Source organism: Aliiglaciecola sp. SL4 (assembly GCF_041538045.1).
In the GTDB taxonomy this organism is placed as follows: Bacteria; Pseudomonadota; Gammaproteobacteria; order Enterobacterales; family Alteromonadaceae; genus Aliiglaciecola.
This window is the reverse complement of record NZ_JBGOSE010000001.1, coordinates 728544-741848: the sequence shown is the minus strand read 5'-3', so window position 1 is coordinate 741848 and position 13305 is coordinate 728544. Positions and strand designations below refer to the sequence as shown.

Annotated in this window: 14 protein-coding genes; 9 read left to right on the top strand and 5 right to left on the bottom strand. The window is 41.5% G+C overall.

What is annotated here, in order from left to right:
- Positions 1-331 precede the first annotated feature (331 nt).
- From AB6T38_RS03365 to AB6T38_RS03335, 7 genes are all read left to right on the top strand, one after another.
- Positions 332-778, top strand: a complete 447-nt coding sequence (locus AB6T38_RS03365; protein WP_372545965.1) for a hypothetical protein — start codon at positions 332-334, stop codon at positions 776-778.
- Between the two features lie 133 nt (positions 779-911).
- The gene (locus tag AB6T38_RS03360; RefSeq protein ID WP_372545964.1) at positions 912-1256 is read left to right on the top strand and encodes a helix-turn-helix transcriptional regulator; all 345 of its coding nucleotides are present in this window, start codon (positions 912-914) and stop codon (positions 1254-1256) included.
- Positions 1250-2569, top strand: a complete 1320-nt coding sequence (locus AB6T38_RS03355) for a type II toxin-antitoxin system HipA family toxin (RefSeq protein ID WP_372545963.1) — start codon at positions 1250-1252, stop codon at positions 2567-2569. Before AB6T38_RS03360 ends, AB6T38_RS03355 begins: the two co-directional genes overlap by 7 nt.
- A 60-nt stretch (positions 2570-2629) precedes the next feature.
- Positions 2630-4294, top strand: coding sequence for an FMN-binding glutamate synthase family protein (locus tag AB6T38_RS03350; RefSeq protein ID WP_372545962.1), 1665 nt, complete (start codon positions 2630-2632; stop codon positions 4292-4294).
- Between the two features lie 17 nt (positions 4295-4311).
- Positions 4312-5199: an NAD(P)-dependent oxidoreductase gene (locus AB6T38_RS03345; RefSeq protein WP_372545961.1), complete on the top strand. Its 888-nt coding sequence runs from the start codon at positions 4312-4314 to the stop codon at positions 5197-5199.
- A 303-nt stretch (positions 5200-5502) separates the two neighbouring features.
- Complete coding sequence (locus AB6T38_RS03340) at positions 5503-6189, top strand: hypothetical protein (RefSeq protein WP_372545960.1); 687 nt, start codon at positions 5503-5505, stop codon at positions 6187-6189.
- A 205-nt stretch (positions 6190-6394) separates the two neighbouring features.
- The gene (locus tag AB6T38_RS03335) at positions 6395-6778 is read left to right on the top strand and encodes an MAPEG family protein (RefSeq protein ID WP_372545959.1); all 384 of its coding nucleotides are present in this window, start codon (positions 6395-6397) and stop codon (positions 6776-6778) included.
- 66 nt (positions 6779-6844) lie between these two features.
- Here AB6T38_RS03335 and rluB read toward each other — a convergent pair whose 3' ends face one another.
- The 5 genes from rluB to AB6T38_RS03310 are packed head-to-tail and all read right to left on the bottom strand — an operon-like array spanning position 6845 to position 10705.
- Positions 6845-7702, bottom strand: coding sequence for a 23S rRNA pseudouridine(2605) synthase RluB (gene rluB / locus AB6T38_RS03330; protein ID WP_372545958.1), 858 nt, complete (start codon positions 7700-7702; stop codon positions 6845-6847).
- Positions 7702-8370, bottom strand: coding sequence for an SMC-Scp complex subunit ScpB (gene scpB / locus AB6T38_RS03325; RefSeq protein WP_372545957.1), 669 nt, complete (start codon positions 8368-8370; stop codon positions 7702-7704). Before scpB ends, rluB begins: the two co-directional genes overlap by 1 nt.
- A complete protein-coding gene (locus AB6T38_RS03320) occupies positions 8358-9197 on the bottom strand; it encodes a ScpA family protein (RefSeq protein WP_372545956.1) in 840 nt (279 codons plus the stop codon). Before AB6T38_RS03320 ends, scpB begins: the two co-directional genes overlap by 13 nt.
- A 13-nt stretch (positions 9198-9210) precedes the next feature.
- Complete coding sequence (locus tag AB6T38_RS03315) at positions 9211-9831, bottom strand: L-threonylcarbamoyladenylate synthase (RefSeq protein WP_372545955.1); 621 nt, start codon at positions 9829-9831, stop codon at positions 9211-9213.
- Between the two features lie 28 nt (positions 9832-9859).
- A complete protein-coding gene (locus tag AB6T38_RS03310) occupies positions 9860-10705 on the bottom strand; it encodes a PHP domain-containing protein (protein WP_372545954.1) in 846 nt (281 codons plus the stop codon).
- Positions 10706-11107: 402 nt separating this feature from the next.
- On the opposite strand from AB6T38_RS03310, the gene AB6T38_RS03305 reads away from it, so the two are divergent.
- Together AB6T38_RS03305 and AB6T38_RS03300 are read left to right on the top strand one after the other, a co-directional pair.
- Positions 11108-12706, top strand: coding sequence for an anthranilate synthase component 1 (locus AB6T38_RS03305; RefSeq protein ID WP_372545953.1), 1599 nt, complete (start codon positions 11108-11110; stop codon positions 12704-12706).
- Positions 12703-13305, top strand: coding sequence for an aminodeoxychorismate/anthranilate synthase component II (locus AB6T38_RS03300; protein ID WP_372545952.1), 603 nt, complete (start codon positions 12703-12705; stop codon positions 13303-13305). The genes AB6T38_RS03305 and AB6T38_RS03300 overlap by 4 nt, the downstream gene beginning before the upstream one ends.

The following is a 13305-nucleotide window of genomic DNA, read 5'->3' as shown; positions in this document are numbered from 1 at the left end:
TACAAACATTTATCTGTTGTATGGGAGGAAGAAGCGACCAAAGAAAAAGTGGTTGTGACGGGTCCATCATATTGCGACGTGTATGCCCCACACCTAGAATTCATCTAGCCGATGGTACAGATATTTAAGAAAAGGGGTAACCACCATACTGGCGTTTTACTTTTTCAATCGGGATTAATTTATAATTAGGGTGATTCAAATCACAAATCGACTTGTTTAGTTTCGCCCCTTATTCTACTCTTAGAGTAAGAGCATCATCATTAACTCCGTATCCAGCGCTTATGGTGATGATTTGAGTGATTGTTAAACTCGACAAAGTACACGGGGTCCAATGAAATTATGGGAACATGGTAATTACGTTGTAGGTAAATGCCGACAAGTTATACTTTATAGTGGTCGAGGCCCTTGGAATGACGAAGCTCTTGAGAAAGGGATTAAAAATACCGGGGATGCTACAGAACTGGTTGATAAATCTCGCCCGTGGGGACAGATAACTTGTTTGTATGGAGAGAGTTTATTTCCCCCCTCAACCTATGAGATTTTTTTAGAACAAAATAGAATTCGTAAAAATAATGGTATAACTTGTATTGCCGTAGTGATCTTGAATTCGGATATTAGTAACACAATTAAGCAGCAACGCTCTATAGGTTATGAAGCGACAGGTATTGATTATGCTTTCTTTGACTCAGTCGATAACTCAATTCCTTGGTTAGAATCTAAAAAGATTGAATTGGATGTCACTGAAATTAAAACGTTTTTTGAAAACAGCATATTATAATATTACACCTACACAAAGTCCCAAAATCCGCACATTAAACCCCTAAACACATATAATGGCACCTAAAAGGAACTTTAAAACAATTCTTGATAAAGTTACAATTTAGGTACATTATCTAGGTATTAATCAAATAATGTTCCAAAATAGTAACTTTAAGGCCGTTATGCTAATTAAAGAAATTGTCTCAAATTTAGGCGAGCGTCTCAAACAAGCGCGATTAAATGCAGATTTAACGCAGCAAGACATTGCGGATAAAACAGGCCTTTCCAGAAAGGTAATTATGCGCGCAGAAAAAGGTCATGCTCAGTTAGAAACTGTGGTTGCAATTTTAGTCGCATTGGGGCTAAGTAAACAACTGGATCTGTTTATCCCTATTGCAACCGAATCCCCAGTTCAATTAGCCAAACGACAAGGACAAAAAAGACAACGTGCATCAGGCAATAATCCCCAACTGAAAAAAGGTGACCCAGCATGGTAAATGAAGTTGTCATGGTGAATTATCAGGATCAACAAGTTGGCGCTGTAAGTTACGATCCAGATAAACAGTTAGGCGCATTCGAATATACAACCGCATTTATTAACAGCGGAATACAGTTATCACCACTTAAAATGCCATTGTCGAAACAAATTTATACCTTCCCTGAAGCTGATTTTGCTGCCTTTAAAGGTTTGCCAGGATTAGTAGCTGACTCCCTACCCGATGACTTTGGTAATGCTGTTATTAATGCATGGGTTGCATCTCAGGGTAAGTCCCCCAAGGACATCACGCCCCTACAACGCCTAAAATATACCGGTACTCGCGGAATGGGCGCGTTAACTTTTGCCCCCGCTACCCGTCATAAGAACCTCAATGCTTCGCAACAATTGGAGGTTGAGAATCTTGTGGAAATTGCACAAGACATAGTCAATCAACGCTCAGAATTTAATGTGTCTTTAAACCAACAGGGGTATGAGGACAAAGAAGCCATGATGGCGCTCATGTCAGTGGGTATGAGTGCTGGTGGCGCAAGGCCCAAAGCGGTTTTAGCATTTAATCAAGATTTTACCCAAGTACGCTCTGGGCAAACTAATGCACCAGAAGGGTTTAGTCATTATTTAATGAAGTTTGACGGGGTAAGTGAGCACAACAAGGATCAGGAAACATTTGGTGATCCTATGGGTTATGGTGCCATGGAGTATGTATACTACCTTATGGCAACTGCATGCCAAATTGAAATGATGCCTTGCCATTTGCTCAACGAGGGAAAACGGCGACACTTTATCACCCAAAGATTTGATCGAATAGGCAATGAAAAAGTACATGTACAAACTTTAAATGGACTTGCTCATGTTAGCTTTAAACAAGTGGGTATCTATTCCTACGCAGAGTTATTTGATGTTGCTCGTGATCTAAGGTTATCGGCTAAAGAAGCAGAACAAATATTCAGAAGGATGGTATTTAATGTTGTGGCTCGAAATCATGACGATCATGCAAAGAATATTGCGTTTATGTTTAATCAAGAACAACAATGGACGTTAGCCCCAGCCTATGACCTCGCCTACAGTTACAAACCCGGCAGCAAATGGGTAAATAGCCATTGGATGTCAATAAATGGTAAGCGCGATAACTTTGCTAGGGAGGATTTTTACGCCTTTGCTCAACTCAGTCCCATATTCAACAAGCGAAAAGTTGATCGGATAATAGATGAGGTTGTAGAACAAGTGTCACAGTGGCAATATTTGGCTGTTGAACATCATGTGCCCAAGACACTCATTGAAGAAGTGCAGTCTAATCTTAGATTATCAATATAAAATAATTCACTGAATATTGTACTAATCTAACTAATGATTTAGTAATAAATGGGGAAAGTCATGCGTCTAGCATTTTATGTTTTTTGTGTATTCGGTTGGGGACTCTTAATTTTAGCCAGCAGTTTGTGGTCGGCCTCCATGTGGGGATTAGTGATTCTTATCCCCTTAACTATCGTTGGTTTTTACGATATTTTTCAAAGCAAACACGCGTTGCTTCGAAACTTCCCTATCGTTGGTCACGGACGATGGTTAATGGAAGATATCAGACCCTTCTTACGCCAATACTTTTTTGAATCAGAAACAGATGGTGTTCCAGTTAACCGTATGTTTCGCTCTGTCATATATCAGCGCGCAAAAGGCCAACTTGACTCCCTTCCCTACGGAACCAAACTACATACACAAAATGTCGGTTATGAATGGATCAGCCATTCTATTAGCGCCATTCATTACGACGAAACCCAGTCTGAACCTAGAGTAAAAGTCGGTGGACCGGATTGTAAACAGCCATATCAAGCTAGTGTCTTTAATATCTCAGCCATGAGTTTTGGGGCATTAAGTTCCAACGCTATTCGTGCCTTAAATAAAGGCGCAAAATTAGGTAACTTTTATCACAATACTGGAGAAGGAAGCGTAAGCCCCTACCACCTAGAAAATGGCGGAGATCTTGTTTGGCAAGTGGGTACAGGCTACTTTGGATGTCGTGATAATAAGGGCAAATTTGATCCTGAAGCTTTTCAACGGGTGGCTGAGCAAGAATCCATTAAGATGATAGAAATTAAGCTATCACAGGGAGCTAAACCAGGCCATGGTGGTATTCTTCCTGCGGATAAAAATACCGCTGAAATAGCACGAATAAGATTAGTCGAACCAGGTACCCGCGTCGACTCACCTCCCGGACATAGTGCCTTTTCTTCGCCCCTTGAAATGATTGAATTCATTAAGAAGTTACGGGATTTATCTGGCGGGAAACCCATTGGGTTTAAGCTTTGTATTGGTCAAAAAAGTGAATTTGTAGCCATCTGTAAAGCCATGATCCAGACTGGGATCAAACCTGACTTCATCACTGTTGATGGTGCCGAAGGGGGTACCGGCGCTGCCCCATTAGAATACTCCAACTCAGTGGGCATGCCGCTACGGGAAGCACTTGTCTATGTGTGCGATATTTTACAAGGGTTCGATCTTAAAAAAGATATTAAAGTCATCGCTAGTGGTAAGGCATTTACCGGTTTTCACGTGGTACGGAATATCGCCGTTGGTGCAGACATTTGTAATAGTGCCCGCGGCATGATGATCGCCTTAGGTTGCGTGCAAAGCTTAGTTTGTAATACCAATCAATGCCCCACCGGCATTGCCACGCAGAATAAAAATTTAGCCAACGGAATTGTGGTCGAAGACAAAGCCCAAAGAGTCGCCAGATATCACCAAGAAACGGTCCACGCAACCTTGGATATTGTCTCATCTGCTGGCCTATCGGATTACAACTCCATCCATCGCGGCCATATCTATCGACGCACCAGTCAAACAGAAATAAAACGCTATGATGAAATTTATCCTAGCCTAGTGACAGGCTGTTTATTAACAGATAATTATCCAGAGCAGTTTAAAAAAGAAATGCAGGAGTCGTCGGTCGATTGCTTCATGCCTAAAAGTTATGTTTTAGAATCCACTAGCGGCCTAAAAACAAAAACGGCTGAAGAAACATTGATTAGCGCTCAGCGCGCCTAAATTTAAAAGGAATTGCAATGCCGAATCAAGAACACTCAATTAACATCGCCTTTATTGGCTTAGGTGTCATGGGCTTCCCTATGGCAGGATTTTTAGCTAATGCTGGCCATAACGTGACCGTTTACAACCGTACTGCCAGCAAAGCTGACCTTTGGTTAGCGGAGTATAAAGGTGAAAAAGCGGCTACGCCTGCCGCTGCAGCAAAGGGCAAAGATGTGGTATTTGCCTGTGTCGGTAACGATAACGACTTGCGGGAAGTGACGATCGGTCCCGAAGGTGTGTTTAACACCATGAATAAAGAAAGCATCTTTGTTGACCATACCACCACCTCTGCTGCAGTGGCACAAGAGTTATCAGAAATAGCAAAATCCGAAAGTATTGGTTATGCCGATGCCCCAGTTTCCGGCGGTCAAGCAGGTGCGCAAAATGGTGCCCTTACGGTGATGATAGGTGCAGAACCACAAGAATATCAAAAAATAGAGTCACTCATTCGCTGTTACGCCAAAATGCAAAAGCTGTTAGGCCCCGTTGGCAGTGGACAAATGGCTAAGATGGTCAATCAGATCTGCATAGCCGGTGTGGTTCAAGGTTTATCTGAAGCATTGCATTTTGCTAAACAAAATGGTTTAGATGCAGAAGCTGTAGTAGAGGTCATTTCCAAAGGCGCTGCGCAATCTTGGCAAATGGATAATCGTGCAAGCACCATGTTAGATAACCAGTTTGATTTTGGCTTTGCCGTCGATTGGATGCGTAAAGATCTCGGTATCGTTTTAGACCAAGCTCGGGTATCTAATGCACACTTGCCATTAACCGCATTGGTCGATCAATTTTATAGTCAAGTACAAGCTAACGGTGGTGGCCGGTTTGACACATCTAGCTTAATCACCTTGCTAGAGAAAAACTAACTATTAGCAATACAAAAGATAAAACTCCCTTTTGTTTTCGGGGTGCTGTCATTCAACTATCAAGTTTTTGATAGTTGAATGATGACACTAGCCAACCCAACTCATTTTTACCTTTCGCGAAAATCACTAAGCTCTTTAGTTATTTAACTAATATATTGTTATTTTGCCTAACAAAATGAGTTTCCTTGTTTTAAGAAATTAAATAATCCAATACAATCAATACGTTAAAAACATGGTGTAAATTCTGCTTATTCTATTAAAAATAACACTCAATCTATCAAAATTATAATCACTAGGAATTTTATGTTAATCGCCAAACCACTAAAAACACTTTCACAAGCAATAATCGCCAGCTCAGCAGTAGTACTTTTGTCAGGTTGTATTATTCATGTTGGAGGCGGAAGTAACGATACCTCAAGTGGCAATAGCGTAAGTAGCGTATTTGGTGGTTTAGAAGTCTCACAAGGTAAGCATGTTTCTAATGTAACCTCCGTAAATGGCAGCATCCAATTACACGATAACGTTACAGCGCGCACGGTTGACACGGTCAATGGCAGTATTGAAATGGGCGAGTACGTATCTGTTCAAAATGCCACAACAGTGAATGGTGACATTTCTGCTCAACAACACTTTAGCAGTGCAGGTGTTGTCAAAACCGTTAACGGCGATATTAGTTTACAAGCTTTTTCAAACGTGGCTGAAGATGTTGAAACGATCAACGGCGAGATAAAATTAAATGGTGTTTTAGTAGAGGGCTCTGTTCACACCCATACTGGTGATATTCTGTTGACCAATAATACCCAGGTACTTGGCGACATTATCTTTCATAAAAACCGTGGCAACAATAGCTACCATTCGGTTCCCACATTGAGTATAAAACACAGTGCTACCGTAACCGGACAAATCATACTGTATCGTGAAGTTGAACTAAACATTGATGATGCTCAATTACTGAACAAAATTGAATTTCAATTCGACGACGATAAATAAGTTAATTTTATAACTGTACCAAATGTCATTCCCGACTATTCGGCCGCTCTATATTTCTATGTGTGAGCGGCCTTTTTTTTATTTATCGTTTAAGTGTATGTATAGCTACAGGCACTTAAAAGAGAATGAATATCAGTTTGTTTGTTCGAAGACGATAATGTTAATGTAAGAACCGATACAACATTATCAGTTAATTGAGAACCTTATGAATACCATAATAATCTGTTTAATTATTGCCACTGTATTGCCTATTTTATTTAAAGCGCCTTTAGCGTTTGCACAAAATAAAATGGGGGGATACGACAACCGAAACCCGAGAGAACAACAAAGTAAACTCACAGGTTTTGGCGCAAGAGCACGGGCAGTCCATGAAAATAGCTTTGAAGCACTGATGATGTTTATTCCTGGCGCCTTAATTGCCCTGATCACTCGAAATGTGGGTGACATTCCTCAATATTTAGCCATTGGGTTTGTTGTTTCACGTTTGATCTATGCTATTTGTTATTGGTTAGATATTCATGTACTTAGAAGTGTGGTGTGGTCAATAGGCTTGGCTTGTTCGATTGGTCTACTGATTATTTGTTTGTAAATTACCCTGCTCCATAAAAAAGCACCTACGACTTGAATCTATAGGTGCTTCATCGTTTTTAAAAGACTACTTTCGTCTTTTTAAATTTTTATTCAGTTTATGCTTTTTAACTGAGCGGCGCATACGACTGATGCGGACGTGGTCAAGTTTGTTGCGTTTTTCATTGATCAAACTTTCAGTTTCATTAGGTAACTGTACGGATTGACGCAAAGGGTTCAAATCTTCTAAGGGTAATTCAATCCACCCACCTTGAGGTAGACGTTTTTGCAGCTCTAAACCGCCGTAGTTTACTCTGATCAAACGGCTTACTTGCATACCCTGGGATTCCCATAAGCGTCGTACTTCGCGATTTCGGCCTTCTGACAATGTTACGCTAAACCATGAGTTTAGACTTTCATCATCGCCAGGACGTCGTCTTATGGTGGTAAATTTAGCCACACCATCTTCAAGCTCTACGCCTTTTTTAAGCTGTGCTATGATTTTCTCATCCACTTCACCGAATACTCGAACAGCGTACTCTCGTTCAATTTCATGTTTAGGGTGCATTAAACGGTTAGCCAACTCACCATCATTAGTAAATAATAACAAGCCACTGGTATTGATATCTAATCTACCCACCGCTATCCAGCGGCCGTTGGCAATTTTAGGTAAGCGATCAAATACCGTTGCACGTCCCTCAGGATCCTTGCGACTACACAATTCTCCTTCAGGTTTATTGTACATAAGTACACGGCAAACGGGCTTTTCTTGAGCCACGGTTAATATCTGGCCATCCACTCTAATCTGATCGGTAACTTCAACACGATCCCCCAAAGTAGCGACATTGCCGTTTACCGAAATACGCCCCTGCTCTATCCATTTTTCCATCTCACGACGGGAACCTTGACCAGCGTTAGCTAGTACTTTTTGCAGTTTTTCACTCATTAATGTAATTGCTCTTTATTGGGTCCTAGGTCAGCCAAATTTGGTGCTGAATCTTGAGACACTGTATCTGATTTCATTTGTTCAGCCACCGCTTTTAGTCGCTGTTCATCTTGTTGTTTCTGCTCCAATTCAGGAAGCACGTCAATACTTTTCATGGGAGGCAAATCAGCTAAGCTTTTCACCCCAAAATAATCTAAAAATTCTTTTGTGGTCGCATAGAGCGAAGGTCGACCTGGCACTTCTTTATGACCAACCACTTTAATCCACTCCCTTTCAGTTAAGGTCTTAATAATATGACTACTCACTGACACCCCACGCACATCTTCTATCTCCCCTCGGGTGATAGGTTGTCGATAGGCAATTAAAGACAGTGTTTCCAAAAGCGCACGTGAATATCGAGGGGCTTGTTCTTGCCATAATTTACTCAGCCATGGACTCAAACTATCCAGCGATTGAAAGCGAAAACCCGATGCCACTTCAATCAGTTGAATACCGCGAGGCGCATAATCCAAGGTTAACTCAGCAAGGGCAGCATCTAGCTTTTTGTTAGACACTCTCAAACCATCCAGTACCGTGGTTTGCAACTTTTCCTTGCTCAATGGCTGGTCGGCAACAAAAATGGCTGCTTCAACAATTTGTTTCAATTGTTCGTCGGTTAACCTTGCCATGCATCCTCTTCTGTTTCTCGTAGCTTTAGATGTATCTGACTATAGGGTTGTGCTTGCACCAATTCTACCAAACTTTCTTTTACCAGCTCTAAAATAGCTAAGAAAGTCACCACCACTCCAGCTTTACCTTCGGAGACTAAGAATAAGGTCTCGAAACCAAGAAAATTGTTTTTATTTAACAATTCTAAAATTCTGCTCATACGCTCCCGGGTCGACAACACTTCTCGTTCAATTTGATGATGCTCAAAGGCTTTCGCTCTTTTCATCACCGATTGAAACGCCAGTGCTAGTTCTTGCAGACTGACTTCTGGCTGTATTTTAATCGGTGCTATTTGCTCGTTGGGCTCGGCACTGGCACTAAATAGATCCCTTTCCATTCGCGGTAACGCATCCATTTCTTGCGCTGCTAATTTTATCGCTTCATATTCCTGCAAACGCCGTATCAATTCTGCTCTGGGATCGTCTTCATCCTCATCAGCATCCGCTCGCTTAGGTAATAATAGTCTCGATTTCACTTCAGCTAAAATGGCCGCCATCAATAAATATTCTGCGGCTAGCTCTAACCTAATTTCTTTCATTACCTCAACATAGTCCATGTATTGTTGGGTAATTTGTAATATCGGCAAATTAACGATATCGAATTTTTGTTTGCGTATTAAATACAAGAGTAAGTCGAGTGGCCCTTCAAATGCCTCTAAAATAACCTCTAACGCATCTGGTGGAATATACAAATCTTCCGGTTTTTCAATCATCGCCTCGCCATTCACAAAGGCAAGTGGCAATGGTTGTTGAATGGGACGCTTGTTTGGTGTTGACTCTTGGGTCATGGGTTAATTCGACTTAACCAAACACGCTAGTGTCGCCACTGCCTTCACGAATAATATCAATTCCGCCTTCAGACATGTCGATGACACTGGTAGGTTGCTCACCTAAGTAACCACCATTAATAATTAACTCCACCTGACGTTCTAATTTGTCTCTAATATCATCGGGATCAAATTCAGCTTGGGTTTCGCCAGGTAAAATTAAAGTGGTCGACATCAAGGGTTCGTCTAACTCTTCCAGCAATTGTAACGCGATAATGTTATCGGGCACCCGAATACCGATGGTTTTTCGTTTTGGATTCTGTAAGCGCTTCGGCACTTCTTTTGTCGCTTTTAGGATAAAAGTATAGGGCCCAGGGGTGTTATTTTTAATTAATCGAAAGGCGGTATTGTCTACCCGAGCATAATTCGACAGCTCAGACATATCACGACACATGAGTGTGAAATTATGTTGTTTGCCAATTTGCCGTATACGACAAATTTGCTCAAGGGCAGACTTGTCTTCCATTTGGCAACCAATGGCATAACCAGAATCAGTGGGATAAACTATCACTCCACCGGAACGAATAATTTCACAGGCTTGGCGTAATAACCGTTGCTGAGGATTATCGGGATGTACATAAAAATACTGGCTCATAAGTTTCCGTTACTCTACTAATTTACGACTATCTTTCTGGAATATTTTTCCAGTCATGCCACACAGGGGTTAAACGCTCTGAAATGGCTAAACTTTTACCTAACTCGGACCAACGGCTTGGATAATGGAAATCTGAACCGGTAGACGCTAATAGTTGATGCTCAATAGCTAGTTCCACCAGCAATTCTCTTTTAGCCGCAGCTAAATGCATATGATTGGCTTCAATTCCGTCACCGCCAGCTTCACTAAATTCTGCCACTAACCGACGTAACCACTTTGCGGTCATATCGTAATGACCAGGATGGGCTAAAACAGCTTGTCCTCCGGCTTCTTGAATCCAGGTCACTGCTTCAGGAATAGTTATCCACTCTGGTTTAACATGGGCTTTTTTACCCTTACCTAAATACTTTTTAAAGGCATCATCCAGGCTCGATACAGCATTTAGTTTAACTAATGCTTGGGCAAAGTGGGCTCGGGTGATTTGTCCCACTCCAGCAAGACGTTTCGCAACTTCGTATACACCTGGTACACCCGCCTTGTCTAATTTATGGGCGATTTTTTGTCCTCGCAGCTCTCGGCGTTGACTTTGATTGTTTAATCGCGATAGAAACACCGCGTCTTTATCATTCACATTCAAACCAACTATATGAATGTCAAAACCATGCCAGCTAGTTGACAACTCAACACCAGCAATCACAGTTAGTTGCCGTTTACATTGTTGTTGATAATGTTTTAGTTCTTGAATACCTGCAACGGTATCATGATCAGTTAATGCCAACACATCCACTTGCATGTTGTGAGCTCGATCTAACAGCTCTTGGGGAGTCAGTCGACCATCTGAATAACTACTGTGGCAGTGCAAATCTATTTTCATGGCTTCTATCTTATAACGCTTTAATTGGGCAATTTAAAACTTTTTATCGTTCGATGTATTGACACAACGAGCGAATTGTTTTCTTCTATAAGGGTACTGACGTTATTATATGTTAAACGTCAAAAAATATTCAGGTTAAATCCCTTGGGAGTTGATTAAATCCCTAAAAAAGACCCATAATAGCCTTAATTCAGGCGAAATGATTGTTTACAGAGTGAAATAAGACAAATGACACATACAACTTTTTCCACAAATAGTAAAATCTGGTGGTGGCACATCCCTAACTAGCGGGCTGTGAGTGTTTGTGTGTAACAAATAATTATTAAGAGGCCCGTTTATCGGGCCTTTTTCGTATCTGCCCGCAAACGCGTTAACATTAAAATCAAACTTGAGACGTAAAACATGAGTTTAACTCAACTAAGTGAAAAACCTGGAATTGCCGAAACCATTGTTAAACATGGTCCTTATGTAGCCGATCCACTCAGCGCCTATAAGCAACTATGTAAAACTAAAACAAATACGTTATTACTTGAGTCTGCGGAAATTGACAGCAAGGATAATTTAAAGAGTTTAATCTTGCTCGATGCAGCCCTAAAGTTAACTTGTCATGGTCATACCGTACTCATTCAAGGGCTAAACGACAATGGGGCCTCTGTGTTGCCATTGTTTGAAGAACACCTTCCTGATGGTGTAATCGCCACGCCAGACGCCAAAAATAACGCTCTTACATTGATCTTTTCCATACCCGATGCAAATCTTGATGAAGATGCCCGATTAAAAGCACCAGCGGTGTTTGATGCGCTGCGCTTAATCGTCAAAAATATTCAATGTTTGCGCCAACACCCACAAAATTTGTTCCTAGGTGGCGTGTTTGCTTACGACTTATTGGCCAGCTTTGAAACCTTACCGGATGTGCCTGATAGCGAAAACACCTGTCCCAACTTCGTGTTTTATCTAGCCCAATCTTTATTGGTTATCGACCATCAACTGCAAACCACAGAAGTTGTCAGTACCGTTTTTAGTGGCAAAAATGTAAGCAGTAGCTACTTTTCTGTCAGTCAACAATTAGAAGAAACCATTAGCCATTTAAAACAACTCGACCCGCAGTCGGTTCAAGCAGCCCCCACAGTTGCTGACATGCAGTTGGAAGTGGATAAATCAGATGAAGAATACAAACAAGATGTATTGAATCTTAAAGAACATATATTGGCTGGAGATATTTTCCAAGTTGTTCCTTCGCGCACCTTCAAATTACCCTGCACTGCCCCCTACGCTGCCTATGCAAATTTAAAGATACAAAATCCAAGTCCCTATATGTTTTTCTTGCAAGATGATGATTTTTGTATGTTTGGAGCCTCACCAGAGTCCGCTTTAAAATACGATAAACACAGCAATCAGATTGAGATTTATCCCATAGCGGGCACTCGCCCAAGGGGCAAACATGCCGATGGTAGTATTAATGTGGATTTAGATAGTCGCATTGAACTTAATCTGCGTGAAGACCAAAAAGAAAAAGCCGAACATTTGATGCTTGTGGACTTAGCGCGAAATGACGTAGCCAAAGTTTCCAAACCCGGTACGCGCTTTGTAAAAGACTTGCTTAAAGTTGACCGATATTCCCATGTTATGCATTTAGTTAGTCGTGTGGTAGGCCAATTAAGAGACGACTTAGATGCCCTGCACGCCTATGCAGCCTGCATGAATATGGGCACGCTTGTTGGTGCGCCTAAAGTCAGTGCCGCTTCACTAATACGCAAAGTAGAGAAAAAGCGCAGGGGCAGCTACGGCGGTGCAGTCGGTTATATCAATGGCAATGGCGACATGGATACCTGTATCGTCATTCGTTCAGCATTTGTTGAAAATGACATTGCCTACATTCAGGCCGGAGCTGGCGTGGTTTACGACTCAGATCCTCAATCTGAGGCTGACGAAACCCGAGGCAAAGCACAAGCGGTGATTACTGCGATTGTAAGTGCCCATGCTAAGGAGAAGAATTTATGAGCCGTCCAATAAGTGTGTTCCTACTCGATAATTATGATTCTTTTACCTACAACCTAGTTGATGAACTTCGATGTATGGGAATGGATTTAATAATTTATCGAAACTCAGTTTCGGCACAAATGATCTATTCACAAATACAGCAAAAAAACCAAGATTCAGAAGTACTATTACTGTTGTCGCCAGGGCCAGGTGAACCATCACAAGCTGGCTGTTTGCTGGAGCTGATTGAGCTGATAAAAGGCCAATTCCCAGTGTTAGGTATTTGTTTGGGCCACCAAGCCATTGTGAAATCCTACGGCGGAAACGTTATTCGTGCCGAACAAGTGATGCATGGCAAAGCCTCTTATATTGAGCATGACAATAGTGCCCTGTTTTCAGGCTTATCTAACCCATTGCCAGTGGCGCGTTATCATTCTTTAGTGGTGAGTGATATTCCTAGTGAATTAAATGTCATTGCCAACTTTGAAGGTATTCCCATGTGTGTGTATCATCCTGCCGATAGAATGTTGGGGTTTCAATTTCATCCTGAATCCATTTTGACATCCCATGGCAGCCAACTTCTTGAACAAAGCATTCGTTATTTAACGCAAAAGGCATAA

Coding starts and splice junctions, on each gene's coding strand:
- AB6T38_RS03365 (WP_372545965.1), top strand. CDS start 332: ATGAAATTATGGGAACATGGTAATTACGTTGTAGGTAAATGCCGACAA.
- AB6T38_RS03360 (WP_372545964.1), top strand. CDS start 912: ATGTTCCAAAATAGTAACTTTAAGGCCGTTATGCTAATTAAAGAAATT.
- AB6T38_RS03355 (WP_372545963.1), top strand. CDS start 1,250: ATGGTAAATGAAGTTGTCATGGTGAATTATCAGGATCAACAAGTTGGC.
- AB6T38_RS03350 (WP_372545962.1), top strand. CDS start 2,630: ATGCGTCTAGCATTTTATGTTTTTTGTGTATTCGGTTGGGGACTCTTA.
- AB6T38_RS03345 (WP_372545961.1), top strand. CDS start 4,312: ATGCCGAATCAAGAACACTCAATTAACATCGCCTTTATTGGCTTAGGT.
- AB6T38_RS03340 (WP_372545960.1), top strand. CDS start 5,503: ATGTTAATCGCCAAACCACTAAAAACACTTTCACAAGCAATAATCGCC.
- AB6T38_RS03335 (WP_372545959.1), top strand. CDS start 6,395: ATGAATACCATAATAATCTGTTTAATTATTGCCACTGTATTGCCTATT.
- rluB (WP_372545958.1), bottom strand. CDS start 7,702: ATGAGTGAAAAACTGCAAAAAGTACTAGCTAACGCTGGTCAAGGTTCC.
- scpB (WP_372545957.1), bottom strand. CDS start 8,370: ATGGCAAGGTTAACCGACGAACAATTGAAACAAATTGTTGAAGCAGCC.
- AB6T38_RS03320 (WP_372545956.1), bottom strand. CDS start 9,197: ATGACCCAAGAGTCAACACCAAACAAGCGTCCCATTCAACAACCATTG.
- AB6T38_RS03315 (WP_372545955.1), bottom strand. CDS start 9,831: ATGAGCCAGTATTTTTATGTACATCCCGATAATCCTCAGCAACGGTTA.
- AB6T38_RS03310 (WP_372545954.1), bottom strand. CDS start 10,705: ATGAAAATAGATTTGCACTGCCACAGTAGTTATTCAGATGGTCGACTG.
- AB6T38_RS03305 (WP_372545953.1), top strand. CDS start 11,108: ATGAGTTTAACTCAACTAAGTGAAAAACCTGGAATTGCCGAAACCATT.
- AB6T38_RS03300 (WP_372545952.1), top strand. CDS start 12,703: ATGAGCCGTCCAATAAGTGTGTTCCTACTCGATAATTATGATTCTTTT.